At 61.2% G+C, this 25,915-nt stretch carries 24 protein-coding genes and 4 pseudogenes; 9 read left to right on the plus strand and 19 right to left on the minus strand.

Going from position 1 to position 25,915, the window contains the following annotated elements:
* Positions 1–28: 28 nt before the first annotated feature.
* From ACPPVR_RS17160 to ACPPVR_RS17200, 9 genes and pseudogenes are all read right to left on the minus strand, one after another.
* Positions 29–697: a hypothetical protein gene (locus ACPPVR_RS17160; RefSeq protein ID WP_426615367.1), complete on the minus strand. Its 669-nt coding sequence runs from the start codon at positions 695–697 to the stop codon at positions 29–31.
* Entirely contained in the window at positions 694–2,046 is a 1,353-nt protein-coding gene (locus tag ACPPVR_RS17165; RefSeq protein ID WP_426615368.1) for an integrase arm-type DNA-binding domain-containing protein, read from the minus strand. The genes ACPPVR_RS17160 and ACPPVR_RS17165 overlap by 4 nt, the downstream gene beginning before the upstream one ends.
* 426 nt (positions 2,047–2,472) lie before the next feature.
* Positions 2,473–3,369, minus strand: a complete 897-nt coding sequence (locus ACPPVR_RS17170; RefSeq protein ID WP_426615369.1) for an alpha/beta fold hydrolase — start codon at positions 3,367–3,369, stop codon at positions 2,473–2,475.
* A 209-nt stretch (positions 3,370–3,578) separates the two neighbouring features.
* Positions 3,579–4,565 (minus strand): ABC transporter substrate-binding protein, encoded by a 987-nt coding sequence (locus ACPPVR_RS17175; RefSeq protein ID WP_426615370.1) that lies wholly within the window; start codon positions 4,563–4,565, stop codon positions 3,579–3,581.
* 200 nt (positions 4,566–4,765) lie between these two features.
* A pseudogene (locus tag ACPPVR_RS17180) lies at positions 4,766–5,270 on the minus strand (transposase); the annotation flags it as partial.
* Between the two features lie 124 nt (positions 5,271–5,394).
* Positions 5,395–6,723 (minus strand): sensor histidine kinase, encoded by a 1,329-nt coding sequence (locus ACPPVR_RS17185; protein WP_426615371.1) that lies wholly within the window; start codon positions 6,721–6,723, stop codon positions 5,395–5,397.
* Positions 6,724–7,185: 462 nt separating this feature from the next.
* A complete protein-coding gene (locus tag ACPPVR_RS17190) occupies positions 7,186–7,536 on the minus strand; it encodes a DUF1330 domain-containing protein (RefSeq protein ID WP_426615372.1) in 351 nt (116 codons plus the stop codon).
* 181 nt (positions 7,537–7,717) lie between these two features.
* Positions 7,718–8,728: an ABC transporter substrate-binding protein gene (locus ACPPVR_RS17195; RefSeq protein WP_426615373.1), complete on the minus strand. Its 1,011-nt coding sequence runs from the start codon at positions 8,726–8,728 to the stop codon at positions 7,718–7,720.
* Between the two features lie 281 nt (positions 8,729–9,009).
* Positions 9,010–9,297, minus strand: a pseudogene (locus ACPPVR_RS17200) (transposase); the annotation flags it as partial.
* A 326-nt stretch (positions 9,298–9,623) separates the two neighbouring features.
* Here ACPPVR_RS17200 and ACPPVR_RS17205 point away from each other — a divergent pair.
* The 5 genes from ACPPVR_RS17205 (at position 9,624) to ACPPVR_RS17225 (ending at position 12,029) form a co-directional block, all read left to right on the plus strand.
* Positions 9,624–9,911: a hypothetical protein gene (locus ACPPVR_RS17205; RefSeq protein ID WP_426615374.1), complete on the plus strand. Its 288-nt coding sequence runs from the start codon at positions 9,624–9,626 to the stop codon at positions 9,909–9,911.
* Between the two features lie 99 nt (positions 9,912–10,010).
* On the plus strand, positions 10,011–10,388 hold the full coding sequence (locus ACPPVR_RS17210; protein WP_426615375.1) for a hypothetical protein: 378 nt from the start codon (positions 10,011–10,013) through the stop codon (positions 10,386–10,388).
* A gap of 46 nt (positions 10,389–10,434) precedes the next feature.
* On the plus strand, positions 10,435–10,698 hold the full coding sequence (locus ACPPVR_RS17215) for a hypothetical protein (RefSeq protein WP_426615376.1): 264 nt from the start codon (positions 10,435–10,437) through the stop codon (positions 10,696–10,698).
* Positions 10,699–10,713: 15 nt separating this feature from the next.
* Positions 10,714–10,944 carry a hypothetical protein gene (locus ACPPVR_RS17220; RefSeq protein WP_426615377.1) on the plus strand — a complete coding sequence of 77 codons (231 nt, stop codon included), beginning with the start codon at positions 10,714–10,716 and terminating at the stop codon, positions 10,942–10,944.
* Between the two features lie 332 nt (positions 10,945–11,276).
* Positions 11,277–12,029 (plus strand): hypothetical protein, encoded by a 753-nt coding sequence (locus ACPPVR_RS17225; RefSeq protein WP_426616127.1) that lies wholly within the window; start codon positions 11,277–11,279, stop codon positions 12,027–12,029.
* Here ACPPVR_RS17225 and ACPPVR_RS17230 read toward each other — a convergent pair.
* Positions 11,966–13,165, minus strand: a complete 1,200-nt coding sequence (locus tag ACPPVR_RS17230; protein ID WP_426615378.1) for an FAD-dependent monooxygenase — start codon at positions 13,163–13,165, stop codon at positions 11,966–11,968. The genes ACPPVR_RS17225 and ACPPVR_RS17230 overlap by 64 nt on opposite strands.
* Before the next feature lie 83 nt (positions 13,166–13,248).
* On the opposite strand from ACPPVR_RS17230, the gene ACPPVR_RS17235 reads away from it, so the two are divergent.
* Positions 13,249–14,292 (plus strand): Bug family tripartite tricarboxylate transporter substrate binding protein, encoded by a 1,044-nt coding sequence (locus ACPPVR_RS17235; RefSeq protein WP_426615379.1) that lies wholly within the window; start codon positions 13,249–13,251, stop codon positions 14,290–14,292.
* 848 nt (positions 14,293–15,140) lie between these two features.
* On the opposite strand, the pseudogene ACPPVR_RS17240 reads toward ACPPVR_RS17235, so the two are convergent.
* Positions 15,141–15,337, minus strand: a pseudogene (locus ACPPVR_RS17240) (IS110 family transposase); the annotation flags it as partial.
* A gap of 199 nt (positions 15,338–15,536) precedes the next feature.
* On the opposite strand from ACPPVR_RS17240, the pseudogene ACPPVR_RS17245 reads away from it, so the two are divergent.
* A pseudogene (locus tag ACPPVR_RS17245) lies at positions 15,537–15,921 on the plus strand (IS256 family transposase); the annotation flags it as partial.
* A 195-nt stretch (positions 15,922–16,116) separates the two neighbouring features.
* Here the strand turns inward: ACPPVR_RS17245 and ACPPVR_RS17250 are convergent.
* From ACPPVR_RS17250 to ACPPVR_RS17285, 8 genes are all read right to left on the minus strand, one after another.
* Positions 16,117–17,721, minus strand: coding sequence for a terminase large subunit (locus ACPPVR_RS17250; RefSeq protein ID WP_426615380.1), 1,605 nt, complete (start codon positions 17,719–17,721; stop codon positions 16,117–16,119).
* A 420-nt stretch (positions 17,722–18,141) separates the two neighbouring features.
* Positions 18,142–18,363 carry a hypothetical protein gene (locus ACPPVR_RS17255; protein ID WP_426615381.1) on the minus strand — a complete coding sequence of 74 codons (222 nt, stop codon included), beginning with the start codon at positions 18,361–18,363 and terminating at the stop codon, positions 18,142–18,144.
* A gap of 154 nt (positions 18,364–18,517) precedes the next feature.
* Positions 18,518–19,738: a VapE domain-containing protein gene (locus tag ACPPVR_RS17260; RefSeq protein ID WP_426615382.1), complete on the minus strand. Its 1,221-nt coding sequence runs from the start codon at positions 19,736–19,738 to the stop codon at positions 18,518–18,520.
* A gap of 12 nt (positions 19,739–19,750) precedes the next feature.
* Entirely contained in the window at positions 19,751–20,146 is a 396-nt protein-coding gene (locus tag ACPPVR_RS17265) for a hypothetical protein (RefSeq protein ID WP_426615383.1), read from the minus strand.
* Between the two features lie 117 nt (positions 20,147–20,263).
* Complete coding sequence (locus ACPPVR_RS17270) at positions 20,264–20,488, minus strand: helix-turn-helix transcriptional regulator (RefSeq protein WP_426615384.1); 225 nt, start codon at positions 20,486–20,488, stop codon at positions 20,264–20,266.
* 69 nt (positions 20,489–20,557) lie between these two features.
* Positions 20,558–21,067: a hypothetical protein gene (locus ACPPVR_RS17275; RefSeq protein WP_426615385.1), complete on the minus strand. Its 510-nt coding sequence runs from the start codon at positions 21,065–21,067 to the stop codon at positions 20,558–20,560.
* 179 nt (positions 21,068–21,246) lie between these two features.
* On the minus strand, positions 21,247–22,434 hold the full coding sequence (argE, locus tag ACPPVR_RS17280) for an acetylornithine deacetylase (protein ID WP_426615386.1): 1,188 nt from the start codon (positions 22,432–22,434) through the stop codon (positions 21,247–21,249).
* A 983-nt stretch (positions 22,435–23,417) separates the two neighbouring features.
* Positions 23,418–24,203: an SDR family NAD(P)-dependent oxidoreductase gene (locus tag ACPPVR_RS17285; RefSeq protein ID WP_426615387.1), complete on the minus strand. Its 786-nt coding sequence runs from the start codon at positions 24,201–24,203 to the stop codon at positions 23,418–23,420.
* A gap of 134 nt (positions 24,204–24,337) precedes the next feature.
* Between ACPPVR_RS17285 and ACPPVR_RS17290 the strand changes: the two genes are divergently transcribed.
* Together ACPPVR_RS17290 and ACPPVR_RS17295 are read left to right on the plus strand one after the other, a co-directional pair.
* A complete protein-coding gene (locus ACPPVR_RS17290) occupies positions 24,338–25,036 on the plus strand; it encodes a histidine phosphatase family protein (RefSeq protein ID WP_426615388.1) in 699 nt (232 codons plus the stop codon).
* A gap of 67 nt (positions 25,037–25,103) precedes the next feature.
* Complete coding sequence (locus ACPPVR_RS17295; RefSeq protein WP_045008231.1) at positions 25,104–25,871, plus strand: SDR family NAD(P)-dependent oxidoreductase; 768 nt, start codon at positions 25,104–25,106, stop codon at positions 25,869–25,871.
* Positions 25,872–25,915: the final 44 nt, after the last annotated feature.

Genomic DNA, 25,915 nt, shown 5'->3' on the forward strand with positions numbered 1-25,915 from the left:
TTTGTCGTAGTCACGGGCCAACCCGGCATTACCGGGTAGCCGGACGCGGACCCTTCTTGGTGACAATCTTGTTGGCGACGGCCTTGCTCTGGCGACGTTCGAGCCATCTCATGACCGACGTGATGTCCGGCACCGCGCTGCCCATTACCGGCTTCGACGCAGCTCCGAGGAAACTCGCTGCCGCCTTGCCGCTCGCCTTGCCGCCGAGCTCACACCAGATCGCCAGCAGTTCGTTCCAGTAATCATCGCGGTCGGCCTTGCGTGCGTTGTCGCCACGCTGATTAGCCTTCTCGATCTCGCGGTCGAGGTTCTGCAACAGCTTGGCGAAGTAGTCGCGAGTTGCGGTCTCCATGTCGCCATCGACGCTCTGTCGCAGCACCAAGCGCACGGTGTCGTCGTGTTTGCTGCCGACCTGTACGGCCAGCGCATCAAAGATGCGGGCGCTCAGGTTTTCGGCGTTCTCGCGAACGGCGATAAGCTCCGCACGGCGCGGCCTTTGACGGGTGTTGGCACTCTGGAGAAGATACACGCTCGCCGCGATCTCGATGCGCTCTCGCAGCGACTGCATCGCGGTGAGCCCGGAAGCGGCAAGCGGTCGCCGCTCGATCTTATCGGCATCGAGGCCAAGTGCATCAACGGCGACCTTGATCCGATCCCACTGCTGATTTGTGTAGGCGAAGAGTTCGAATTCGATCATCGCCGCCGCCTCGGCAGCTTGACGACCTTGGCGGGCGCGGCAGGCTCCGGGTTGACGATGGACGCGATCCGCTGCGCCCACGCTTCCAGCGCCTCGCGCTTCTCGTCCTGATATTCGTGAACGTCATAGGTGCCGACGATGCCGCCCTGACGGTGCGCGAGGACGGCTTCGGCCACATTGTGCGGGACGCGCAGGCTCGACATCCCGCTGCGGATCGTCCTTCGCAAATCGTGGTTGACCCAATCCGGCAGCGTGACGTGCTCATGATCCTCGCCGCGACGCCGGGCCATCGCCTTGAGCGTCCTCAACATGCGCTTGTCGAGGTCGGCCTTGATCGGGCCGGTCATCGCCAGCGGTCGCTTGCCCGCACTGAGCGAGAACAGGAACTTGCCGCCTCTGATGCGCGGCAGCGAGGCGATGATCTCAAGCACCGCCGACGACAACGGCACCAGATGCTCGACCGCCTTGCCGTCCTTGGCCTTCATCCGCTCGGGCGGGATGATGATGACCTCGCCCTGGACTTCCGGCCACGATAACTGCGCAGCCTCGTTGAGCCGCAGCCCGGTGAGCGCCAGCATGCGATAGACCGAACCGACCGGATATTTCATCCGCTCCGTCGCACGCCAGAATGCGAATAGCTCGATGTCGCTGAGGCGTCGGTTGCGCTTCGGCACCGGGCCGATGATGCTATTCGGCTTCAGCCGGTCGCACGGCGAGCGATCAAGCCCGAAGGTGTGCTGGTCGAGCGCCCAGTTGAAGAACCGCCTGATCAGGACCAGCAGCGCGCGGGCCATCTGCGGTGCGCCGCTGCGCTTCTTGGAGTTGATGACCTCCAAGACATCGAACTTGCTGATCTCGCTGATGGGTCGCTCTCGCCAAAGGGCGACGAAGTTGACGCGGAAGTCGCGCTCGGCAATCGCGCCACTGCGCTCATGCTTCAGCTTGTCGGTGATGAATGCCTCGGCGGCGCTGCCGAAGGAATGCTTGATCCGCTGCGCCCGCTCACGGTCGGCCTTCTCGCGGGCCTCGGCCTCAACGATGGCGGGATCGATGCCCTTGGCGATCAGGCTGCGCCATTCGCCTGCGGTACGCCGAGCGTCCTCCAGCGTGATCGCGCCGTAGGTGCCGATGGGACGCCGGGTCGGTGAGGCTCCTGATTGAAATCGGCCGCGCAGGATGAAGGTGATCTTTCCCGCCTTGCCGCGCCGCGCCGGGTCGGCATCCTTGGCGTCGCTGACGCGCACGCCGAAACCTGTGACGCGGCTGTCCCAGACCTCGTCGCGCTTGCCGCGCGGTGCAGGGGGAAGTGCGCGAAGGTAGCGGTCGGTCAGCAGTCTCTTGTCGGCCATCTGGGGTCTTTGCTCCGGGTTCTGGGGCTACGCTGGGGCTACATACTAGCCCCGCACTGGCGAAAATGCGTGCGAACGCCTGAGCACAGAATAAGTCGGAAATGTCGCTGGGGAAAGGGTTTTCGCGATTTTGAGCGAATGTCAGAGAATTGTTGAAAACGTCGATTAGCTACTGTTGCAAAAGTCGAAAATTGAACAACCCTAGAAATCTCGCCGAAGTCGATTTCTGGACCTCTGCGCAGCTGCATTGCCTTTGAACGCCACTACGAAGGTTCGGGGTCGACTCTGGATGAAGCCATACGGTCCCTCACATCGTCGCGCGTAAGACGCGTCAGCATCCCTAAGAATTTTCGTTCGCCACCCCAAAAAGACTTTTGCAACAATATCGGCCAACAGCCGACATATCTCCCTCAAGCAAGCATGTCGCTAGTGCTTTATCAGGAACGCGAGGACAGCTTGATCGTAGGCGTTGGGATTATCTACTGTAACGGTATGTGAGCTCGCGGGAATTTCAACTCTCTCGCGGTTTGGCAAGCAAGCTTCCAACTGATCTACGACGCGATGAAACAAACGCGGGCTATGTTCGGCGTTCGACAGGAGCGTGGGGGCCGTGATCACTTTAGCCATGTCGCAACTGAAAACTGGTCGCGGCCGTTTCGAGGTCGCATCCGCCTGATATGACGCTACGTTGTCCAAATTCATCTTCTTGTCATCATCCGAACGGCGCTCATAGGCTCCCGGACCGCCGACGACATTTACGAACAGAGGAATGCCGCGCTGCACATCGCCGGCCTTGAGAGCTTCTCTAGCGGGCGCTAAGCCAGCGAATTCTTTTAAAATGTCCGCGCTATTTGGGAGGCCGTTTAGCATACCCAGTGCAGGCGGCTCATTCAGTGCCAGACTAACGACCATATCCGGATGTTTGGCGGCGAAGAAGAGCGCCGCGTGCGCGCCCGACGAGTGCGCCACGACCCTAATTTTTGAGAAACCGAAAGCGCGCGCCAAGGCAGCGAGATCTTCGCCGTGCACATCCGCTGCGCCATCCGGCGTTCCTTCCGGACTCACTTCATTCGGATAGTTATTCCGACGACTGTACGCGATGGCGCGATTGCGCAGCGCAAATTTTGGAAGCTGCTCGTTCCACATACGATAATCTTGCAGCCCACCGTGAACGAAGATAACCGGCTCGCCCTGACCCTGCTCGACGTAGGCAAGCTCGTAGCCGTTGACCGATATCCGCTTGACTTCATCGGCCATGGCGGTGGTAAACGCCAAAACAATCACAGCAAAAACAGGATAGGAAAGGGCTTTGCTAATAGGCATTGCGGCCTCACTGAAAATTCGAAGTGAACTTCTTTCCTTTTTGAAACTTATCAGATTTCGCGGAGGTTGTCTCCTAGGGGTCAAAATCCGAAAAACTCGCACTGAGGAAAACGAGTCCGCTCCTGCCTTGAGTGCCGACATGCAAGCGGACATGGATTTCCGTCGCTAAGGGCCACAACCGGACTCATGCACCGAGGCAAGTGACATCGTCACTCGATCACCTCGTCGGCGCGGGCAAGCAGTGTCGGTGGCACGTAGAGGCCGAGGGCCTTGGCGGTCTTCAGATTGATCACCAGTTCGAACTTGGTCGGCTGTTCGGCCGGCAGGTCGGCAGGCTTCGCGCCCCTGAAAATCCTGTCAACGAAATCCGCGGCGCGACGATATAGATCCGTAAGATCTGCCCCGTAGCTCAGAAGGAAACCCGCCTCGGCCAACTGTCTCGCGACAGCGGCGGATAGCAGCCGATTCCTTAAGGCCATTTCCGCAATCTGGCCTCGATACTCATGCAGCACGGCGTCTCCCTGCAGGACGAACGCCTGCGCGCGCGCGCTCGTCATTGTCGCGAACGCCTGCTCAAGCGTGTCCGCCCCACGCACTTCGACCGGAATTGTCGTCAGCCCGAGCGTCCGGGCGGTCTCCGTCATCGCCGCCTGCCGGCCTCGATTAACCGAAACGTCCGGATTCCACATGACGCCCAAGCGCGAGAGGTCCGGCAGCATTTCCTTCAGCAGCTCAAACCGCTTGCCCAATATCTCGCCGCCCGCATCGACAGCGAGTCCAGTCACATTACCCCCGGGACGTGCCAGACTGGCGACCATCCCGGTACCGACGGGATCGACAATACTGACCATCACGATCGGGATCGTCGCGGTCGCCGTCTTGCTCGCTATCGTGGCTGGATTGGACCCGGCGACGATGATGTCCACGCCGAGCCGAACCAGCTCCGCCGCAAGCGCAGGCAGCTTAACCATTTCGCCGTTGGCAAAGCGGTACGCGATGGTGACGTTCGATCCAACGCGGTAACCCAGCCTTCGCAGGCCATCTTCGAACGCAGCGACGTAATGGAGTGTTTGCTCACGGGAAGCTAGCGATAGGTAACCTGTCCGATAGACCCGTCCTGCCGGCTGCTGCGCGTGGGAGGCGCGGGGCAACGTAGCTGCTGCGCCAAGGCCCGCAATAAATTCCCGCCGCTTCATGTGCGATTGCTCCGAGCCCAAACGGGGCCATTTTATTCTGCAAGTGTAGGCCAGCGAGCGTGACCTTGTATACGAGCTTGGATGTCCGCTCGGGGTCACAAGCAGCGGTTAGGGCAGGCGTGCCCCGGCGTCCAGTCTGCCACCGATAGCCGACATCGCAACGGGCTCAACTTTGTTCGGCTATGGGCCAACAACGGAAGCCGCGAGACGCTCTCCTCCAGTTGGGCACGCCGCCGTTCCACCTTCGCCCGCGTGAAGTTCTTGTCGCGGTTGTTCACGGCTTTGAACTTGCTGCCATCGATGGCACACTCGCCGTCGCGAGGAGGCCCATCTCGCGGCAGAGTTCGACAAAGCGAGCACATACCTTGCGAAGCGCCAGGCTATTGATCGTCTTGTGATCCGGTGCGAGCCGACCCAGCAGCCACATCACTTCGACATTGCGTCCGGCCTCGCGTTCTAGCAGTCGGCTCGACTGCACCCGGTTCAGATAGCCGTAAATGTAAAGCTTGAGGAGAACTGAGGGATGGTACGATGGCCGACCAGTCGCCGCCGGCTCCACTCCCTCCAAGCTCATCGCAGCCAAATCGAGCGCATCGACAAACACGTCGATCACGCGAACAGGGTTGCTCCCGTCAATGAAATCATCGAGGCATTCCGGCAATAGCGTCCGTGCCCACGATCCGCCTGCTTAACGAAGCGCCTCATCAGCTTCCCCCGCAGAATCACGAGGGAATCATAGCAAAGCAGCGGCGTTTGCACACGGCCAGGGTCATTCGCAGACATTGCAGGACCAGTTACCAAGGTCCGCTATGGGCCAATAAGACTCTGATCACGGATGGTCGGTTCGGTCAGCGGGGATCGTAAACTGAAAGAGAGCCCCCTGCGGTTCGCACGGGATCGCCCACAGCCGTCCGCCGTGGGCTTCGATGATCGAGCGGCAAATCGAGAGCCCCATGCCCATGCCATCGGGCTTGGTCGTGTAGAATGGCTCAAACAGACACGGGAGGCTCTCGGGGGGCAGCCCCGGACCCGTGTCCCGCACCCCGATGCGAACGCCACCTTCGGAAGGGACGGTCTCGATACGGATCTGTAATTCGCGCGCGCCTTCCTCAACACTACTCATAGCCTGAATGGCATTAACCATCAAATTCAGCATCACTTGTTGCAGTTGGACCCGATCGCCTTGGACAGGCGGCAGCTCCGGCGCGGGTCGTGTGCTTATCGTGACACCGCTTTTGATAGCTTCACTGTAGGTCAGGGCTATTACGTCAGCGATGGCCTCGTTGAGATCCACGACCTCCACTCGCGGCGCGTTCTGCTTCGTGAGATCACGCAAGCCAGCAATGATGCGGGTGGCCCGGTTGGCGTCGTTGATCATGCGCTCGACACAGCTTCTTGCTTCGTCGATGCTTGGCGTCTGCCTCGCGAGCCACCGCAAGGCGGCGCTCCCACCTCCCGCCACAGCAGTGAGCGGCTGGTTGAGTTCATGCGCGAGAGAGGCTGTGAGCTGCCCGATTGTGGCGACGCGATTCGCGTGCGCCAGCGCCGTCTGCATCTCGCGATATTGCCGCTCGCGACGGGTGCTCTCCAAGGCAATGGTGGCTTGCGCGGCGAAGTCTCTACATAAGGACATCTGTTTGTCGGTGAACGGTTCCAACTGTTTGCGGAGGAGAGCAATTATCCCAACTATTTCATCGTCTTTGACCAACGGCACAGTTAGGGCCGTCCGAACACCTATGTTCTCCAGCGCGGTCCAGTAATCAGCCCGACGCGCGCGTTCAAGTGCTGTCAAGTCGGGAATGTGGGTGGGTAACCTGCTTGTGGCTAATCGACTTGGAAAGCCCCCCTCATCTACGAGCACGGGGATTGATGACACCGCCTGACTAACCCAAAGGGGGTCGCCTCGCACCGCCACGCGACGAAGGCCGCCTACTTCGAAGAGACGCAAACCGCCTATGTCAGCACGACAAAGGCGTGTGGCGTTGTCGAGAAGGGCGTCGAAGATAGGCTGCAAGTCGTGCGGCGAACTCGCAATGGCGCGCAGCACTTCCGAGATGGCCGTCTGTTGCTCAATGAGTTCGGCCACCCGATCTTGGAGTTCGGACACCCGATCTTGCAGGTCAGAAGCGGCCCATTCGCCGTGGATGCTCTCGTTCATGCAGAACGGTTTCCTCGCTTAGAGTGAGGACAACATAACGGATCCAACCGCAGTTTGCGACCGCTCTCAGGGCCGTCTAAACAGAAGATGTGGCCAAACATCCAACGTCCGCTATGGGTCTTGGTCGTCTAAAAACGCCTCCCCGGGAGGGGGTGAGAAGCCAGGACGGTTTGGTGTGGTGTAGTCGAACGGGTCTCCGACTGAAACCACAAGCTGCCAGCCGCCTTGCGGATCGGGCTCAATCGGCTGCATCTCAAACGACAAACGAGACTTGATCATGCCGCACTCATTCGGCCAGAAGCAGAAATGCGCTTCGCACGGAGCGGTCACTGATTTGAGGCCGGAAGCGGAATGGCGGCTTTCGGGATGATTAGGCTGAAAGGCAGACCTTCACATTGGTGAAACGGGCGTTGTTAAACGCTAATCCGGAAGCCCCGAAAGTGGGGGATGGTGTGCAAACCATCACGCACCTTTCACAGTCTTACGGATATTGTTCGCGAACGCCTTAATGGTGAACCCTGCCGGCAAAGAATCGATCAAGATAATATCGGAGATCGCACTCTTGATCCGGAGAGGGCGAAGGGCGGTGTAAGCGGCCGAGTTGTACCACTGGTCAGCCGCCTCGCGGGTCGGGAACTCCATCAGCACGACAGCGCCAGGCCAAGCTCCCTCGATTACGTCGCCTGGACCCTGCGCTAGCCATTTACCGCCATAGGGGGCAACTGTTGCCTCAACTTGGTCGAGGTAGTTCAAGGCATCGTTGCTCGGGACATCGCCCGGAATCCGCAGATGATTTACGAGGTAGGTTGGCATCGTGGTTGCCTATGGTTGCTAATAGAGATCGATAGCACGTGAAGACATAGCGAGATTCCCGATTTGAACGAAAATCAAACGAATCGAACGCGCACAATTTGAGGCGTTGTCTTTGCCTGCCGCCAAGCATGGCCGTCTTGGGTCAAAACGCGAAGTGGCGGCCATCTCGCGGCCCGTCAGCTTATCTCTCAGCAGCAGACGTCGGTCGGCACGATGCGGAGGTCCGAGAAGGGCCACAACCAGACTCATGCGCCGCAGCAAGCTGCACGTGCAGCTCGCGAGCTATTCGGAGATCGATCGAGAGCTTATGTTCAGTGACCACTTCAATAGGCAAGTCGCCTGGTCGCGCGCCCTTAAGGATGCGGTCTACCAGGCTCGCCATCCGCATCATCGCTGCCGACAGACTACTCCCGTACGAGAGCATCGGACCGTAAAAGAAAGAGTCTCCGGGGAACATCGTCGGCAGCCGCGCCGCCGTCGCCAGAGCGATGATCCGCTTGGCGTGCGGGCCGACGGCCGGCACCTCGAGGGCCAGCACCGCGCCCGCATGCTCGTCCCTGATGGATGCGAAGACCGCATCGATATCCTCAGCTGCTCCTTGCAAGCGAATCGATTGAGGGCGCAAACCTTCCGCCTCCGCCGCCTTCCAGTTGGCCCTGTCGAGGATATTGGGTACGCCGGCGTCACCCAAGATCGCCACCCGCGCCAACCCGGGCACAATCTGTTTGAGCAGCCGCATCTGCGCCCTCGGCTGCGCAGGGTCGAAATTCGTCGCTCCTGTGACGTTTCCGCCTGGTCGCTGGGCGTCAAGAACCAATCCGTCCTCGACAGGGTCCAGCACGACGGTGAAGACGATGGGAATGGTCGTCGTTGCCTGACGGGCAGCCTGGACGGTCACAGCGCCGACGACCGCGATGAGATCAACCTGGAGTGCGACCATCTCCGCTGCGAAGCCCGATAATCGATCGAGTTGGCCAGCGGCAAAGCGCGCCTCGATGAGGACGTTTTGTCCTTCAACGTAACCGAGTTGCTTCAGTGCTCTGCCGAAAGCTGCGTACCCTGGATAGGTGCTGGCGGTGGTCGAGATTACGCCGATGCGCGGCACTTTCGCTGAGACCTGCTGGCCCGCGACCCTCGAAGAGCACAGACCAATCCCGGATGCCAGGATGAGCGTTTGACGTCGAGTAATCATACAACCCATCCAAGACGAGGGCGCGGACCTTCCATAGTAGAACGTGCTCGCGTTCCCACTCTCTGTCAAAGATAAACTCTTGCCGGACGAAGCGCGAAGTCAGCTCTGGGTCTTGGTTGCGTGATAACGCGCTGGCGCAGTCCACGATCCGGTCCAATGTAGTCCGACACTGCCGATTTGAGCATTTTTTCCTGTTGGACGATCAGGGGCTGCCTCTGAGTCATTGTGGGGAGTGTTGGGAAGGTCTGGTTCAAGATCGGCACGTAATGGGGTCTCCACGCTCACACCCTGATCGCTGCCAGCAATGCCCTTGTACCAACGATATTCATGACGCGCGTCAGATTGTAGGCGAGCACGCTGAGCGCCATCTCGCTCGCGACCTTCGGCAGCGTCTTCATCAGGAAGTGCGTCGCGCCCATCCGCATCTTGAGCGTACCGAAAGGATGCTCAACCGTCTCGCGCCGGCGGCGCATGGCCTGGGGATCTTGATCCAGCCGCTGCTGCACGGTTTCGAGAACGTGCTCGTGCTCCCATCGCGTGATCCGGCGTTCTTTGGCTGTCCGACATCGAGCCGCGCTTCATCTGTCGCGCCTGCGGCCAGAGAGGCGCTGACGTGCGGCCCAACTTCCATTGGGAGGCAAAGCCGGTCGGCGGGATGGGGTATCGCTGATCAGCATCTCATCGCAGCCTCGACAACCGGCTGGCGACCGGCGAAGAGATTTCTGCGAGCGATCCGCCTTTGACGCGTTGGCCGGGCGAGGGGTGAGGTCGTCCGCAAATCGCCAAGGCTGTGTATAGTCAGGAATACCGAGCGTTTCCCGCACAACACACGCCGACCTGTGCCACTCTCGCCTCTATCGACGATTCGGTTTGAGGAGGGGCGATGAGGGGGTTCTTGGTTTTCCTGTTGCTGCTTGTAGTGTTTATGGCTGGCGTTTTGGTCTCCCCGAAGATCACTGCGCTGAACTGGCTCAAGATTGACTGGCAGGCCACATGGAAAGAAATCGACTATTGGGCAGATCGGTACCAAACCTTTCTCGGCGTATTGGTCGCAATCATGGTGGCTTACCTTACGGTCTCGGCAATGGGCGTGCAGAACGCTCTCTCCGAGCGGCAATTTCTCTCTGGACAGGTGCAGTCGTTGATCGCTGATCGCGCCAACCTCCAGTTCGTAATTTCGTAGCTTACAGAGCTGCGGTTTCAGAGAAGACTGTTCGAAAATAACATCGCGTTTCTCGATACGGAGGCCGAAAAAACTTCGGGCTGGCAGAACGGAGACAACTTGACGAGGACTGCCTTTACAAATGTCGAGGGCTTCCGAAACTTAATTTCGGCAAACACTGCAAAGTTTTTGGGGCTTGCTAGCGCACGTACCGACTTAATTTCACAGCTCGATGCCATCGTAGATTCTCAGGACAAGATGCAAGCGGCCTTCCTGAGCTGGGCAAACCTCAATCGACAGGCAAATGCAGACCCGACAGCTCCCGTTCCTCCGCAGCGAGCTACTTATCTTCAAGCAAAGGCAGCCGTGCTTGCAAAGTTCGACGAACTGGCCCCCACGGCTGGGGAAGCCGTGGCCCAGTTGGCCAAAAAGCTGGACCAGACCGAAAAGGATATCGTCGAACTTCAGAAGTTGATCGACAGCAAGACATCCGAGTGAGACCGGGCGCGCGCGGGACTGACAAAGAGGACAAGGCGGCAGCCACATGATTTACACCACTGACCGGCCCTTCGCAGACCCGGAAAAGGCCGCCCGCAAGCTCCTCGAAATCGCCAACGAGACTGAGGCCGTGCAGGACGGTCGCATCTACATCGAGAGGATCAACGGGCCGTTCCTGTTCACCCATGGCGGCAGTGGAGCGGAATACGGTGCGGCCCTCGCGCTGTGCATCGAGCGCGGCTGGATGTGGAAGCACGAGAGCGGAACCTATGTGAAGTTCACGCAGGCCGGTGCGGACCTGTTCGCATAAGGGGCTGAAAACCAGATGCGCGTTTTACTAATGATCATCGTCGTGTTGCTCGCGGCTCTCGCCTATTCGGTCGTCGCGGTAGCCAAGCTTGAGAACTATCGATACGCCAATTTTGTCGGGCTCTGCGCCGACGGCTACGACATCAAAAACCCGACCTCGGGGATCAAGCGCGAGGATTGCTTGATGCGCACCGACACTCGCGCGTCTTGGCTGTGGAACGCCGCTTACGGTCTTGGCATCTTCTGAGGGCCAAACCCGACCGCCCCGCAATTCGGCATCGGCGCGAACCGGAATGTTCTCGGTAGGACTACGGACCCGAGGCTCGATGTTCTCGGTAGGACTACGGAGGAGCGCACGATTGCCCGGCCCACCCCGAACCCTATCATGTGTTCAATGATTACCCTCACCGGCTTCATCGAACCGTGTCTGCCGTCGAAGGTGGCGCTGCCGCCATCCGGCCCGCTCTGGGTTCATGAGATCGAGCACGACGGCTACCACCTGATGGTTCGTCGGGACGGCTCGCGCATTCGCTGCTTCACGCGCACAAGGGGCACGACTGGGCCGACCGCTTCCCGGCCATCGTTGATGCTGCCGCCCGGCTCAAGGCGCAATCGTTTCTTATCGACGGCGAAGCGGTTATTCCCCGTGAAGACGGGACATCGGATTTTCACGCGCTGCGAAGCCAGCGCCGGACCCATGAGGCGATGCTGTACGCCTTCGACCTGATCGAGCGCGACGGCGATGATCTGCGCGACCTGACGCTGATCGAGCGCAAGCGGCGGCTCAAGCGGCTCATCGGCAGGAGGATTGAGGGGGATCAACAACGCCGGACCTGTGACGATCACCAACAACGGACAAATCCCCGGTACCGGCGGCCCCGGAGCGCTTGTCAACGGTCCCGGCGGACCATTAATCGTTCCGGCGTTGAAGACAGTGCCGGCGGCACCCGAGACAGAAAGCCCGTTGTTGAGTGTTCCGGCATTGTTGATCGTGGTCTGGCTGCCAGAGATAATGCTTTGATTGATGAATGCGCCGCTCACCTATGCGGGCGCTATTGGAGGAAGCGGCGCCCTGAGGATATGGCGGTCTTGCTTTCCATGATGAGCCTGCGGCCGCCTCGTCATGACCCGATATGGCGTGTCGGTGCGAGCCAGGCCGGTTCGCCGCGCAGTCATGACCGCCCAAGCCGCGCCGCCGCAGCGACAAGTGCGAGCACCTCATCGGTCAGATTCCCCGCACGTTCCGGCGAGCCTTCGCCCGGGAATACTTATGGGTTTACGACCCGCATCAGCGCGACCGCCGCCGCTTCTGCTTCCGGGACCACGTCGTGATCGTAGAGTCTTCGCCGAAACGCCGCATGCGCGGCAATCTCGGCGTCGCGCACGCCGAGATCAGTGTAGGAAGAATCGTAGCGCATGCCGTTTTCCCGCGCGCCGCGCTGGACCGCCGCCACCCGCTCGCGTCGCAGGCGTTCGTAGGCCAGCAACGCCGTTGGCGCGTTGTTGGAATCTACGCGCGCCAAAATCGTCGCGAGCGCCATGCCATCCTCGATTGACTGATTGGCGCCCTGGCCGAGATGCGGAAGCATTGGATGCGCGGCATCGCCGAGCAGGGTCAGCCGGCCCGTGGTCCATGCCGGCAACGGCTCGCGATCGTAGAGCGCCCAGCGGAATGTCTTTTGAACCTGGCTCAACAGGGCCCCGATGCGCGGATCCCAGCCCTCGAACTCGGAGCGAAGCATGCCGGGATCGCCGGGTGCCGACCATGATTCCTTCATCTCCGCATCCGCCGGCACAAAGCCGACATAGTTGATGAGTTCGCCGGCGCGCACCGGGAAGGTGAGGAAGTGGCGCGCCTTGCCGAGCCACATCATCCAGCGATCGGTCGGCCAGTGCGGGATCAGCTGATGCGGCAGCACGCCGCGATAGGCGACCGATCCATGGAACACCGGGCGTGACGGCGGCGCCGCGTAATGCCGCAATTCGGAATGGATGCCATCCGCCGCAACGACGATATCGCCTTCAGCGGTCGCGCCGTTGGCAAACGACACACGCGCGACATCGCCTGCCTGCTCAAACCCGGTGCCGCGATGGCCGGTGCGCACCACGCCTTGGGGAAGCGCTGCCGCCAGCAGTTCGACCAGATCGGCGCGGTGCATGCCGAACGTCGCGTTCCAGCCGACCGAGTCCGTTACCTGAACTGGCGCAATTGGCGCACCGTCATGGCGGAAATAATGCGAGCCGGTGCCGACCCGCGCACCGGCCTTCTCGACCGCCGGCCCAAGGCCCACCCTTTGCAGTTGGCGAACACTGTTCGGCGTCAGAAATACGCCTGCGCCGATTTCGCTCAGCGCAGGCGCCTGCTCGTAGACGGTGACATCGAAGCCGCGGGCGATCAGCGCGTTCGCCGCGAAAAGGCCGCCAATTCCGCCGCCAACGACGACAATCCTGAGCCGATTCCGGTGCATCGTCCCATCCTTGTCCGATACTTGGGTTCCGAAAGCCGCGCCAAAATGCTTCAGAGGCCTGTCGGTTTTCAGGCTATCCTCCCTTGCGGGAAACACCAAGCGCCGGCGCCGATGGCGGAGAGCTGGCAAAGGGAAGCGATAGTGGGAGCATCTCAATGCACGGCGTTGCACGAGCACTGACCCCTGCAAGCTGGCGTTTGGCGGAGCTGTTTTTGCTTCTGACTTTCTCCACGCATCTTAGTGCAGCCGCCCTCGCCGGGGATTATCCGGACCACACAGTCAAGATCATCGTTCCTTTCCCCGCGGGAGGGACGGCCGATGCGGTGCCCCGGATCGTCGCCGATTGGCTGTCACGCAAATGGGGCCAGCCGATCGTGATCGAGAACCGCACGGGGGCGGCCGGAAACATCGGCTCCGAACAGGCTTTTCGTTCGGCGCCGGACGGCTACACCCTGCTGTCGTCGCCGCCACCGCCACTTGTGATCAATCAGAACCTGTACCCGAAGCTCGGCTTCGATCCGGTCAAATTCGAACCCATCATTGTGATAGCGCAGGTGCCGAACGCGTTGATCGTCAATCCGAACAGTGTGAAGGCATCGAGCGTGGCGGAATTGAACGAATATCTGCGGAGCAACCCCGACAAGATCATTTGCGCCACACAAGGCAATGGCACGACCTCGCATTTGACCTCCGAACTGTTCCAGCTTATGGCCAAGGTGAAGCTGCGACACATTCCCTATCGCGGCTCGGCGCCGGCACTGCAGGGTCTGCTCGCCGGCGACGTCGACGTGATGTTTGACAATCTCGGCGTCTCGCTGCCGCTGGTCCAGGCCGGAAAGTTGAAATTGCTCGCGGTGGCCTCACCCGCACGTCTCCCGGCGCTGCCCGATGTGCCGACGATCGCCGAAACGCTCCCCGGCTTCGAGGCCGTCGCCTGGTACGGCATCGTGGCGCCCCGAGCACGCCGAGGAGCATCGCTGAGAAGATCAATGCCGACGTCAACGAGGCGCTCCGTCAGCCGGAAGTGCAGGATCTGTTGCGGAAATTATCCGCCGAGATATTTGGCGGCTCGATCGACAAGACATCGAAATATATGCGGGAGGAAGTCGATCGATGGGCCGCGGTGATCAAGGCGGCCAACGTCGAGCTGAAGTGAGATCACGCGTCATGCCAGCGATGGCGTCCCCGACCGATTTTGTCGCTGAGCGGCGCAACTTTGGCAGCCGCGGGTTGAATGAGACCATTACTGAACAAAGTCAACTCAACGAACGGTCACGTGAAGACCTTGCAATTTCCCCAGCAGTGAGATTCAACGCGTTGCGTCGACCGGTTGAGCCGACAGTCAAAAAGCGACGTGCCGGAGCGCCGTGTGGATTTCCGTAATTCCCACAGGAGCGGACATCGGCCTTCCACTTAACCGGTACCGGTACCTTGGTCGCTTTCAATCCCGGCTGAACGCCCCCGGGGTTAGCCGCCCCCTCATCGACGGCTGTCCACCGCAAGGGCCGACAAAGCCACTGTGCGCATGCGTAGGGCGCTCGGCCATCCATTCCATGATGCGCGGCTGATGTCGCGTAGTGCGCTCTCCAGCGCGTCGAGCAGAACTGCCCAAGACATCAGCGCCGGCCACGCAATTACCTCCGACCTTGCGCAAGCCCGAGCGGACGCTTCAATCGCCCCACGCGAGAGCGCGCCCTCGAATCCCAGAGTGGATGTACGACGACGAATGGTAGCGATTCGTTCATCAGCGAAGTCTCGTTCTGCACAACGCCTCGATGCATTCCCCGCTTCCCTCCTTGCTCGCGCCGATGAGCGGGTCACGTCGCTTCGATGGGGTAGACGGTCCTAGTGACGACCACCCTGACGGCGGTGGTGGCGCGGGGCAGGAGCCATCGCCATTGTGGATCCGAACATTCCCAGCGGGGGTACGACGGCCTCCGTCGGCTGGAAGAGCGGCAGCATCGGCGCCGCTGCGCCGCATGTTTGCCCTGGTGACCGCTTCGCACATTGCCTCGGCGTCGGCAGCGTCATTCTTCTGCCGCTTGACGTACGGCTTCACGTAAGCCGGCGGCATCAGCCGTACCGTATGGCCGAGCGCCGTGAGTTCGCGCGACCAATGGTGCGAAAAGGCGCAACCTTACCGACCAGACACGGCGACAGCTTCTGAAAGAAACTGAACAGGTTTTCTTGAAGTCGTAAAAAAGATTGTCAGTCCCATTCTACCGGCCATGCTTTTCCGGCTTTAGCAATGCCGCCGGCGCCCGGGCGTTAGCATTGAGCGATGCTGATGCCACTGGCGTCTCTCTCTTGGCCGGTTCAGGTCCAATTTCGCGTCAGCGGCCAAGCACAATCGTCGGCGCGACCGGCTGGCGCCGACAAAGCTGAAACATTGATCCGCATTCTCGCCCGTCGCCTCGACCAACAATGGCCCGGTGTAGCGGCCAGCATCCTCGAAGGCCTCGACGAATTCCTGACGGTCGTCCGCTTGAAGCTGCCGAAGGAGCTTCGACGATCGCTCGCCTGTACCAACATCGCCGAGAACACGATGGGTACCATTCGCCACGTCACGCGCAACGTCAAACGCTGGCGGGATGCCGGTATGGCCTTGCGATGGGTCGCGGCCGGCATGATCGTCCAACAAGGGCTTCCGGCGATTGAAGGCGCATAAGCAATTGTCGGTTCTGCGTGCGGCCCTTCAAGCTCGCGACGATCACATGACGATCGACCCGGTTACCCACGTCGCGAGGGCCGCCTAACATTCTGGAAACGTTGGCCCGACGTAGTGCAACAGCGATGGGACATTCCCTTGATTGGACGGCCGGGACCGCGTTTCGGCTCGTGTCGACCACGTCAAGTCAGGCCAACAGTCGCGCCACAAGGGCGTCTAGCCTGCAGTTCGATCGCGATCAGCGGTTGGCCTTCATCGAGCCACCCGGCAGCGCCCGTGGCACTCAAGCGATCATTGCCGCAATCTCGACCTGCGGCACCGATGCCTTCATCGCACCGACCGCCATCACAGCAGCAACGGCAACATCGACCCGGCCATAAGCTTTGGCTTTGTCGAGCTTTCGGTTACCGGCCGCGTCGCGGATCACCACGGCGTTGCCAAAACACCACTTCAGCAGCGGATGGGCGCCGTGGCGGAAACGCCGCATCGATACGGTCTTCTCGAACTCGTCGACCGCTGGCGCCATGTCTTTGTAGCCTTGACCGTGCGGTACCAGCGGCACCGTCAAGCCCTGCCGGGCTAGCGCCTGCTCGAGCAACGAGATGCGCCAGCGGTCGTAGTTCACCTGGACGATGTTCATGCGCGCGGAGAGTTCGCCGATCTCCTGAGCTACGAAGTCGAGGTCGATAGCCGCGCCCGGCACCGCGATCAACTGGCCCTTCCGCACCCACACGTCATAGGGCGCACGATCGGTGATGGTACGTTCAGTGATGGTCTCGGCCGGTGTCCAGGCGCGCGGCATCATGTGAATGACGCCGCCATCGTCCGCGGTGCACAGCACCAGCGCCGTGAGGTCGACACACGCCGACAGGTCGAGGCCACCGTACACCGGGCGCCCATCGGTGAATATGCTCTCATCGATCGGCTCGTCACCCGCCGCCCAAGCCTCCGCGGTCATCAAGAGGTCGCGGCCGAACGGAGCAATGCGTTGGTTAAGTCGCAGATTGCGGAACGCGCTCTCGAATGATGGCAGCCGGCGGGCACGCTCCGCCTCGGCGAAAATGTCGCCCTCGTCGAGGAAGTTTCCAAGCGCCGGATTGCAGGCGCGGATTACGTTCTGATCGAATGGATCCGCATCAACCGGCGCCGTTTTTAGGTGCACCAGGATGGACGAGTCCTTGCCGCGTAAGCCGTCATCGATCAGTTCTGAAAGCGGGTGGATATCGCTTGCCGCCTGGGTCGAAATGATCACACCCAGCGAGCGCCGCCGTTTGCCCATCGCGGTTTGCAGATTGTCGAGCAAGATCCTGTCCTTGACGCCGGCGAGTTCGTCGAAACACCAAAAGCTTGGGGCAAGACCATGGGCGCGGCGGCCGTCAGCAGAAAGTGCTTCGTATTTGGACCCGGCACCATCGCCGCCCAGGACTTCGATGACTTTCCGAAACCGCTGGATGTTGGTGTGTGAGGCGAATTCAGGCACCGCATGAATGATCGCCTCCATCTCGTTGAAGATCAGCGAAGCCTGCAGCCGGTCAATGCCCGCTGAATAGCATTCACCGCGCGGCTCGGACTCGGGGCCGAGCAAATGGCAGAGGGTGAGGCCGGCAAGCATCCCCGTTTTGCCGTTGCCCCTGGCCTGACTGAAGATGGCGAGCCGAACTCGCCGTTTCGCCGAGCGGCCGTACAGTTCACGCATGAAGGCCGCCTGGTCCGGCAACAACCGCATTTTCTTACCGACCTTCTTTCCCTTAGTCACCGGCAGAAACTGCAAAAATGCGATGACCCGCTCGGGCCGCGACAACCCTGGCCGTTTCCACGGCAACTGCTTCACCGGCAACCTGACCGGAATCGGATGCTCTGGACCGAACTGCTTGCCGTGCAGACCCATCACTGACCTCGCCGAACCAAAACCCTACCGCGCTTTTACGCTCCCTTCCGAAGTAAATCTCTTTTCGACTGCAGCGCCGCTCCGAGGCGATGGGGGCATAAGGAAAACACATCCCCCCCGTGCGTTCTAGCAATCGAACAACTACAACGCGCGAGGCTCAGCCCGTTTCAGCGCGTTGCGGCTTGTGACCATGGTGTAGCCGTCGTCCGCAAACCCCACGCAGCAGCTGTTCATGCTGCCGCGCGTCAGCACCTTGCAGGGACTGGCCTTTGCGGCCCTGGCGGTCCCAACGATAGACGCAGATCGTGGCTGCCTCAGTCGTTGGCTGCTGGCGCCGCGATACCGCTTTCGGAGGGGCCACCATCCCCTGCACCTTGACCCCGCCGACCCATGTTGGCGGTAATACGCGCCGGCGCGGAATCACCGAAACGCACCCAGGCACCGAGCGATCTGCGCCTTTGTCTCCTCGCGGCTCATGGTGGTGCTGTCCGCCAGCGCGTCGAGGAGACCGCGCAGGCCGGCCGAGATCTTCGAGGTCTGCGACAACCCCGAGGCCATCAGCACGTCATACGTCTTGTCGCGGGCGCTCTCCCATTGCTCGTCACCGCCGCCGTCGAAATTGATGTAGTCGTTGGCGTTCATGGGTGCCTCCTGTCGCCGACGGTCCGCGCTGCAACGGTACCATTGGGTAGAAAACACGGCGCACACGGCGGACCCGGCGCATTTCCCTATGACTACTGCCAATCTTTTCAAGAGCCATATGAGAGAATGCGCCGTGGTGTGCCGTGTGCCGTGGTCATCGAGACCAGAACCGTTTGCCTTCCCAGTCCTTCGGCAGTCGTCGCCAGCCGAGCAGTTCCAGAATGCTGGTGATGCGACGCTGATCCGCGGTGCCGATCTTGGCTGTTTCGATGAACAGCGCCTGGTGAGCCACCTGCCAGACGGTAACCTTCATTTGGGTGGCGAGATATTTGGCGATCAGTTCTTCCCAGGCGTCGACGTCAAAGCGCGCTTCCTGCTCGGGCTTGATGTATTGCTGCTCGAAGGCGCGATCTGGCCACCATGCCTCGCCGAGCCGATACAGGTGCACGGCCTCTGCGAATAGCTGATCGCGATCCTCGGCCAGGCCGTCGATATCGATCACGTTGGTCTTCACGGGCCAGAACCTGCGGCCGCCGCTCTCATCCTTCAAATAGGTCTCGCGGTTGGTCGTGCCGATGAAGATGCATTGCCTCGGTTCTTTGACCTCGAAATGTCCGTAGCTCGGCCGATACCTCTCGACCTGGCGAGTAATGAAGCTCTTGAGCAAGGTCGCTTCGGCGCGGCCCATGGCGTGCATTTCCGAAACCTCGACCAGCCATTTGCCGCGCAAATGCTGGTTGACGTCCTTGCCGCTGCCGACTTCCGGCAATGCGTCGGAAAACCACGGGCCGCCGAGCACCGCGCAGGCCGACGACTTCATGAGGCCCTGGGCGCCCTCGAGGACTGGCATGTGATCGGACTTGCAGCCGGGCTCGTAGATGCGCGCCACCATGGCGATCAGGAACATGCGGCCGATCGTGCTGGTGTACTCGCCGAGCTCGGCGCCGAGCCGCGTCGTCAGCCAAACGTTGGCGCGCTTGTGGCCGTCCCATTGCAGGCTGTCGAGATAGTCGCGCACCGGGTGAAAGGAATTTTCAGTCGCGCGGGCACCGATGGCGTCGCGCACCACGCCGCTGCCGACGTGCTTCAGTCCGGCCTGTTGCAGATATTCGGCAACATAGGCCACGTCACCGTCGATGATGCCGCGCGGCTCGAATGGCGCCATGGGGTTGCCGATTGCATGCATCAGCATCGCCGTCCGCGCCATCTCGTCAAAGGCGAAGGCGTCCTGCAAACCGCTGTCGCGCCGCAACGCCAGCAGCACGTTGGCGATGATCGGCAGCGGCCGGCCGCTCTCGCCCTTGATGCAGTCGTTCTGCCACTTGCTACGCCGCGCCTTGGCGATATCGATCACGTCGGGATCATCGTCGGTCATGGCTACACCCGCTCAGAACGGAATGTCGTCGTCGGGCGGACTGTCCTTGGCCTGGCTCAAGCGGCGCGGGGGCGCCTGATCCTTATCGCAGGCGCGGGCGCGGATCATGGCGACCATCTTGAGCTCGCCGGTCTCTTTGTCTTTGATTTGCGTCGGGACGGGATAGATTGTGATCCAGCGATCGATAAAATCGTCGAAGTCGTCGGCGCCGAGCACCTGCTTGATGTCAAAGGCCAACGCGCCGGTGAGTTGCAGTGCGAGCGGATCGCCGACCAGATCGACGAAATAGCGATCTTTCCCCCACGACTGCCCCTCGTGCCAGCCGCCGATCAAGACGGACTTGCCTTCGGCGGGAAGTTCGCTGCCGCGATAGGTCGGGGTGGAAAAAATGGCGCTGACGCGTGGCATGGGTCGGCTCCTTCGGGTTGGGGCCGGCTTGCACAAAAGCGACGACAGGAATATCTGGAGGTCGTCAGACACCCAAAACGTATTCCGGCCGGCTGCTTTCTGCGCAGACCGGCCGTTTTATTTTGCGGTGGCGGTGTCTTCCGGCAGACCGGCTTGCGCGCGAAGCTCGGCCTGATGGCGAGCAATGTCGCGCTCGAACCAGCCGACGGTGCTTTGTGTCAGGCGCACGCTTTTGGGAAACAGGCCTTCGCGCTCACGCCGCCAGAGGGTGGCGCGACTGATGCCGAGAATTTTGCAGACTTCGCGCGCTCTCAGAACGCGGTCGATGAGGGGTGCGGTCATGTGATCGCCTCTGAAAAAATGGGCGACCGCATGAGTAGACCTGTATTTGCGGGAAACTAGTGCCGAAAGTTATTTTGGTTTTGGCACACCGCGCTTGCGCTTCTTGTAAATGCGCCGTGCCAGTTTTTCGGTCTCGCCGTCCAGGTCGGTGGCCTGATCAGCGCTCTCGTCACGTTCGCGGCGATAAGCATCGGCAGACACCACCCATCGTGCACCCTTGGCCGGCGTCATTCCAAAAACGTTTACCCAGAATTCGAGGTCGGTCGTCAGCTTGTCCGCTGGTCGGTTCGCCGGACGATCCTGCCGCATCGGGATCTGAGCGAGGATTGCTGCGGCCAGGTCGATGACCCAGAGCGGCAACTTGCGCGCAGACCGCGAACGCGTTTGAAGCCAGAACTCGCGGGCCTCGTCGGGATCAATACCGGGCCGTGGCGCCAGCGATGGATTGGCACCGTACTGGCGCAAGAAATTGACAGCCAACCGCGCCTCACTTCCCAACGGCAAACGCGAGCGATCGACGACCAGCGTGGCGCGCGGCGTGGCCTTGCGTTTTGCGGCTTTCTTCGGCTTCTTCGCCATCCGCCGAAGTTAGCATGTTAGCTTGGTGTCAGCGCGGATCAGGCGCCGTTTCGCTATATCTTTGATAACTCAAGGCAAAATAACGCTTGCGTTGTTTAGCGAAGCGTAATCCGCCGGTCACACGGCGTGACAAAAGTGGTGGGTTACGCTTCGCTAACCCACCCTACGCAGAGCTACGGCTACCCCTTCGCGCAATGCGCGATCAGCTTCTCGACAAATCCCGCGCATTTCACCAGCTCCGCCATCTCCACGAATTCGTCCGGCGTATGCGCCTGCGCGATCGATCCGGGGCCGATCACGACCGACGGGATGTCGGCCATGCTGGCGAACAAACTCGCCTCGGTGCCGAAGGCGACCTTGGCGTGGTCGTTGCGGCCGGCGAGTTGCTTTGCCAGCGTCACGATCGCTGCGTCGGCGGCCGTGTCGAGGGCGGGATAGTCGAGGATCTCCTCGAAATCGATGCCGCACGCAGGATTTCTCGCCTTCATCTCAGGCTCGAGCTCGACCTTGGCCCAGGCGACGATCGCATCCGTCACCTCCCTGGACTCGGTGATGCCGATGCCGCGGCATTCGAAATCCACCGTGCAGGTATCGGGCACGATGTTCAGCGCCGCGCCGCCATGCACGATGCTGGTGAGCAGCGTCGAGTGGGGAACGTCGTAGAGGCTATCGTTTGATCTTGCGGCCGCGAGCTTCACCGCGCGCCGGCGGATCTCGGTGATCAGCTCGGCGGCATATTCGATCGCGTTGACGCCATCGGGTGCGATCGAGGAGTGGCGGGCGAGGCCCTTGAACGTCGCGCGCACGCCGTGCTTGCCCTTGTGGCCGATGATGACCTTCATCTCGGTCGGCTCGCCGACGAAGCAGCCGAGCGGTTTTATCCGTTTCTTTGCGACTTCGGCGAGCATCGGCCGCACACCGACACAGCCGATCTCTTCGTCATAGGAGATCGCCAGATGAATCGGCGTTATCAGCTTCGCCTCCAGCATCTCCGGCACCATGGCGAGGCACACCGCGACAAAGCCCTTCATGTCGGTGGTGCCGCGGCCGTAGAGCCTGCCGTCGCGTTCGACCAGCTTGAACGGATCGTGGCTCCAGTCCTGGCCCACGATCGGCACCACGTCGGTATGGCCGGACAGCACCAGGCCCGGCCGATCCTCCGGCCCGATCGTAACCCAGAGCGAGGCCTTCTTGCCCGTCTCGTCGGTGATGCGCTCGCCCTTGACGCCGAGGAAGGCGAGATAGCTCTCGATATGCGCGATCAGGGGCAGGTTGGAGCGATCGCTGATGGTGTCGAAGCCGACGAGGTCGGCGAGGAGGTTGCGGATGCGATCGGGGCGTGCACTCGGGAAGATCGGGTTGGGCATTGTCTCGTTCTTGTCAGGGGACTGCGGAGGTTGAGCCCGCTTGTATGAACCATACCAACGTCGCTGCCCGAGGGGCAATCAATACCGTTGGTCTGTAGTCCCGTAGCCGGGTGAGCGAAGCGATACCCGGGGAACGGTCGTGCTTACGAATCCCGGATGTCGCTTCGCTCATGCGGGCTACGACAGCTTGCGTTGCCCGTCGGGCAAAATACCCACATCGTCGGTCAAGGCGCGCTGCCGAAAATATTCCACTTTACCGAAATTCGGAATTGACGGATATTGCGCGCACTCCGGCCCAAGGAAGAGGGGCGTATCGCGATCGTCACGAACGCGGGCCGGGCGGCGGTGGACGTGGCCACATCGGTGCGAAGGTGATCGCAGGGCGGAGAGCCGTGAGCGATGGCGTCGCACGCACGACCGGTGGTGCTCGCGTACGGCCAAATCGTGTGGTCCTGGCGCCCGGAGTCTGTGCGCCAAGTCTTGCGGTGATGTGGGTGGCCCGACCGGGTACGCACATCAGCCATCTGCAAGGTGACGGGGGCAATAGTGTATCGCTCCCCGGGGAGAGCACGACATACGCCGTTCCAACCACTGCGCAGGGAAGGCCGGGATGTCCTGGCTACACCTGTATGCCGCTGTGCAGATTTCTCACTGCAACTTCGCACAGTGGACCGCGGGTGCCAGCCGGCTCCCGGCCTTCCCTGCGCCCTCTTTCAATTGAGGGTGAAGAGATAAAGCAAAGCTCGGGCGAAACAAGCCGCGAGGCTGCGAAGGTGTGTCTGCAACTGGGAATGCAAATTGAAAGAGCGGCGCTGTCACCCACACTCCGTCATTGCAAGCGCAGCGAAGCAATCCAGACTGCCACCGCGGAGAATTCTGGATTGCGTCGCTGCGCTTGCAATGACGGTGTTGAGGCAGTCGACGAAATATCTGCCCACCGTCGTCCCGGCCTGGTGCGCAATAGGCCGGGACGACACCGAGTGCTAGACCGGCTTGCCCGCATACGGCATCGACGCCGTCAGACCACCGTCCACCGGGAAGGCCTGGCCGTTCACATACGACGCTTCGTCGCTGGCCAGAAACAATCCCATCGCGGCGAGTTCGTGCGGCTGGCCGGCGCGCTTGAGCGGGTTGAGCTGGCCGATCTTGTCGGCGGTGCCGCGCTCCTTGGCGCGGTCGAACACTGGCTTGGTCATGCCGGTCTCGATCAGGCCGGGACAGACCGCGTTGATGCGCACGCCGGTGCCAGAGAGCGAATATGCGGTGGTCTGCACCAGGCTGATCACGCCGGCCTTGCTCGCAGCATAGGGGTGGCCACTAGCGCCGGCCTTGAGACCTGCGACCGACGCGGTCAGCACGATCGCGCCGGACTGCTGCTTCACCATATGCGGCATTGCATGCTTCACTGCGAGGAACGGTCCGATCAGATTGATGCGCAGCACTTCCTGCCACTGCTCCACGGTTTGCTCGCCGAGCGGGACGAGCCCGCCGGAGACGCCGGCATTGGCCCAGATCACGTCGAGCCGGCCGTGCGTCTTCACCGCCTTGTCGATGACGGCGATGACATCCTGCTCGGAGCCGGCATCGGCGATCATCGCTTCCGCGACACCGCCGGCCTTCTTCACCTCGTCGACGGTCTCCTTCACCGCCTCGGTACGATCAACCGCGATCAGCTTTGCGCCTTCTCTGGTGAAGAGCAGCGCGGCGGCGCGACCGATGCCGCTGCCGGCGCCGGTGATGATGACGGATTTGCCTTGCAGGCGGCCCATGCGTTTCTCTCCTGTGCTGCTCGCGCGACGCTTGCCGCGCGACGGAATTTCAAACAAGATTTCAAACGGTAAAGTGTCTTGAGACAGGTTCGCTACTGACGTACAGCGACATCACACGGGATGGAAGGGTTTCGATGGCAGCCGCAAACAAGCCCAATGTGGTCACGACACGCTGGTGGTGGGTCCGTCACGCGCCGGTGCGCAATGACGGCGGCAACATCTACGGGCAGAGCGATCTCGCCTGCGACACCAGCGACACCTACGTGTTCAATGCTGTTGCCAAGGTGCTGCCACGCAACGCGGTCTGGTATTCGAGCAATTTGATGCGCACGCACCAGACTGCGGAGGCGATCTGGGCAGCCGGCTTTCCAAAACCTGCGACCATGACTTGGGAGGCGGACCTCGCCGAGCAAAATCTCGGTCAATGGCAAGGCATGAACCGCGCCGCCTTCATCGCGAGCCGCCCGGTCGGCTCGAGCTGGTTTGCCGACATCAACGAGCCCGCGCCCGGTGGCGAAAGCTTCATGGACCTCTACAACCGCGCGCGCCGCATCATCGAGCGGATCAACAACGACGCGGCCGGTCGGGACGTGATTGCGGTTGCCCACGGCGGCACCATCAAAGCCGCGCTCGGGCTTGCGCTCGACGGCCAGCTGGAGAAGGCGCTGTCGTTCGACATCGACAATTGCTCGATCACGCGGCTGGATTATTTTGCAAGTCCCGAGCGCTCGGTCTGGCGATTGCCGATGGTGAATCAGCAGCCGTGGATCGCGGATGATGCACACGCGGAGATGCACCAGCCCGCGGGACCGGAAGTCAAGAAGCTCGCCTGAGCTGTTGCCCGCGCGCGAGCGCAGCGTAAGCTCCAGGCCAACTCAAATCATACTCTGGGAGAGAAGCATGACCTTGTTCGACATGAAGGGAAAAGTCGCCGTCATCACCGGTTCGACGCGCGGCATCGGGCTCGCGATCGCCGAGCGCATGGCCGAGCACGGCGCCAAGGTGGTGATCTCCTCGCGCAAGGCCGACGTCTGCGACCAGGTCGCCAAGGGGATCAACGACAAGTTCGGCAAGGGCACGGCGGTGGCGATCGCCGCGAACATCTCGTCGAAGGAAAATCTGCAAAACCTGATCGACGAGAGCAACCGCGCCTTCGGCAAGATCGACGTGCTGGTCTGCAACGCGGCATCGAACCCGTATTACGGTCCGCTCGCCGGCATCTCCGACGATCAGTTCCGAAAGATTCTCGACAACAACATCGTCGCCAACAACTGGCTGATCTCGATGGTGGTGCCGCAGATGATCGAGCGCAAGGACGGCTCGATCATCATCGTTTCTTCGATCGGTGGGCTGAAAGGTTCGACCATCCTCGGCGCCTACGCGATCTCCAAGGCTGCCGACATGCAGCTCGCACGCAACCTCGCTTGCGAATACGGCAAGGACAACATCCGCGTGAACTGCATCGCGCCCGGCCTGATCAAGACGGACTTCGCGAAAGCGCTGTGGGACAATCCGGAGAATTTGAAGGCCTCCACCGCTCGCTCGCCGCTGCTCCGCATCGGCATCCCCGACGAGATCGCGGGTGCGGCGGTGTTCCTTGGCTCGAAGGCCGGTGACTTCATGACCGGCCAGACCATGGTGATCGACGGCGGCGCGACAATTAGTTGAGGCACTCGCCGATGCAAGGAAGGCGGTTGGCCGAGCCGGGGTCC

The organism is Bradyrhizobium sp. McL0616 (genome assembly GCF_049993385.1).
In the GTDB taxonomy this organism is placed as follows: domain Bacteria; phylum Pseudomonadota; class Alphaproteobacteria; order Rhizobiales; family Xanthobacteraceae; genus Bradyrhizobium.

What these genes read in the sequence shown, in the direction of transcription:
- ACPPVR_RS17160 (WP_426615367.1), bottom strand. Translation starts at nt 697, where the DNA reads ATGATCGAATTCGAACTCTTCGCCTACACAAATCAGCAGTGGGATCGG.
- ACPPVR_RS17165 (WP_426615368.1), bottom strand. Translation starts at nt 2,046, where the DNA reads ATGGCCGACAAGAGACTGCTGACCGACCGCTACCTTCGCGCACTTCCC.
- ACPPVR_RS17170 (WP_426615369.1), bottom strand. Translation starts at nt 3,369, where the DNA reads ATGCCTATTAGCAAAGCCCTTTCCTATCCTGTTTTTGCTGTGATTGTT.
- ACPPVR_RS17175 (WP_426615370.1), bottom strand. Translation starts at nt 4,565, where the DNA reads ATGAAGCGGCGGGAATTTATTGCGGGCCTTGGCGCAGCAGCTACGTTG.
- ACPPVR_RS17185 (WP_426615371.1), bottom strand. Translation starts at nt 6,723, where the DNA reads ATGAACGAGAGCATCCACGGCGAATGGGCCGCTTCTGACCTGCAAGAT.
- ACPPVR_RS17190 (WP_426615372.1), bottom strand. Translation starts at nt 7,536, where the DNA reads ATGCCAACCTACCTCGTAAATCATCTGCGGATTCCGGGCGATGTCCCG.
- ACPPVR_RS17195 (WP_426615373.1), bottom strand. Translation starts at nt 8,728, where the DNA reads ATGATTACTCGACGTCAAACGCTCATCCTGGCATCCGGGATTGGTCTG.
- ACPPVR_RS17215 (WP_426615376.1), top strand. Translation starts at nt 10,435, where the DNA reads ATGATTTACACCACTGACCGGCCCTTCGCAGACCCGGAAAAGGCCGCC.
- ACPPVR_RS17220 (WP_426615377.1), top strand. Translation starts at nt 10,714, where the DNA reads ATGCGCGTTTTACTAATGATCATCGTCGTGTTGCTCGCGGCTCTCGCC.
- ACPPVR_RS17230 (WP_426615378.1), bottom strand. Translation starts at nt 13,165, where the DNA reads ATGCACCGGAATCGGCTCAGGATTGTCGTCGTTGGCGGCGGAATTGGC.
- ACPPVR_RS17250 (WP_426615380.1), bottom strand. Translation starts at nt 17,721, where the DNA reads ATGGGTCTGCACGGCAAGCAGTTCGGTCCAGAGCATCCGATTCCGGTC.
- ACPPVR_RS17255 (WP_426615381.1), bottom strand. Translation starts at nt 18,363, where the DNA reads ATGAACGCCAACGACTACATCAATTTCGACGGCGGCGGTGACGAGCAA.
- ACPPVR_RS17260 (WP_426615382.1), bottom strand. Translation starts at nt 19,738, where the DNA reads ATGACCGACGATGATCCCGACGTGATCGATATCGCCAAGGCGCGGCGT.
- ACPPVR_RS17265 (WP_426615383.1), bottom strand. Translation starts at nt 20,146, where the DNA reads ATGCCACGCGTCAGCGCCATTTTTTCCACCCCGACCTATCGCGGCAGC.
- ACPPVR_RS17270 (WP_426615384.1), bottom strand. Translation starts at nt 20,488, where the DNA reads ATGACCGCACCCCTCATCGACCGCGTTCTGAGAGCGCGCGAAGTCTGC.
- ACPPVR_RS17275 (WP_426615385.1), bottom strand. Translation starts at nt 21,067, where the DNA reads ATGGCGAAGAAGCCGAAGAAAGCCGCAAAACGCAAGGCCACGCCGCGC.
- argE (WP_426615386.1), bottom strand. Translation starts at nt 22,434, where the DNA reads ATGCCCAACCCGATCTTCCCGAGTGCACGCCCCGATCGCATCCGCAAC.
- ACPPVR_RS17285 (WP_426615387.1), bottom strand. Translation starts at nt 24,203, where the DNA reads ATGGGCCGCCTGCAAGGCAAATCCGTCATCATCACCGGCGCCGGCAGC.
- ACPPVR_RS17290 (WP_426615388.1), top strand. Translation starts at nt 24,338, where the DNA reads ATGGCAGCCGCAAACAAGCCCAATGTGGTCACGACACGCTGGTGGTGG.
- ACPPVR_RS17295 (WP_045008231.1), top strand. Translation starts at nt 25,104, where the DNA reads ATGACCTTGTTCGACATGAAGGGAAAAGTCGCCGTCATCACCGGTTCG.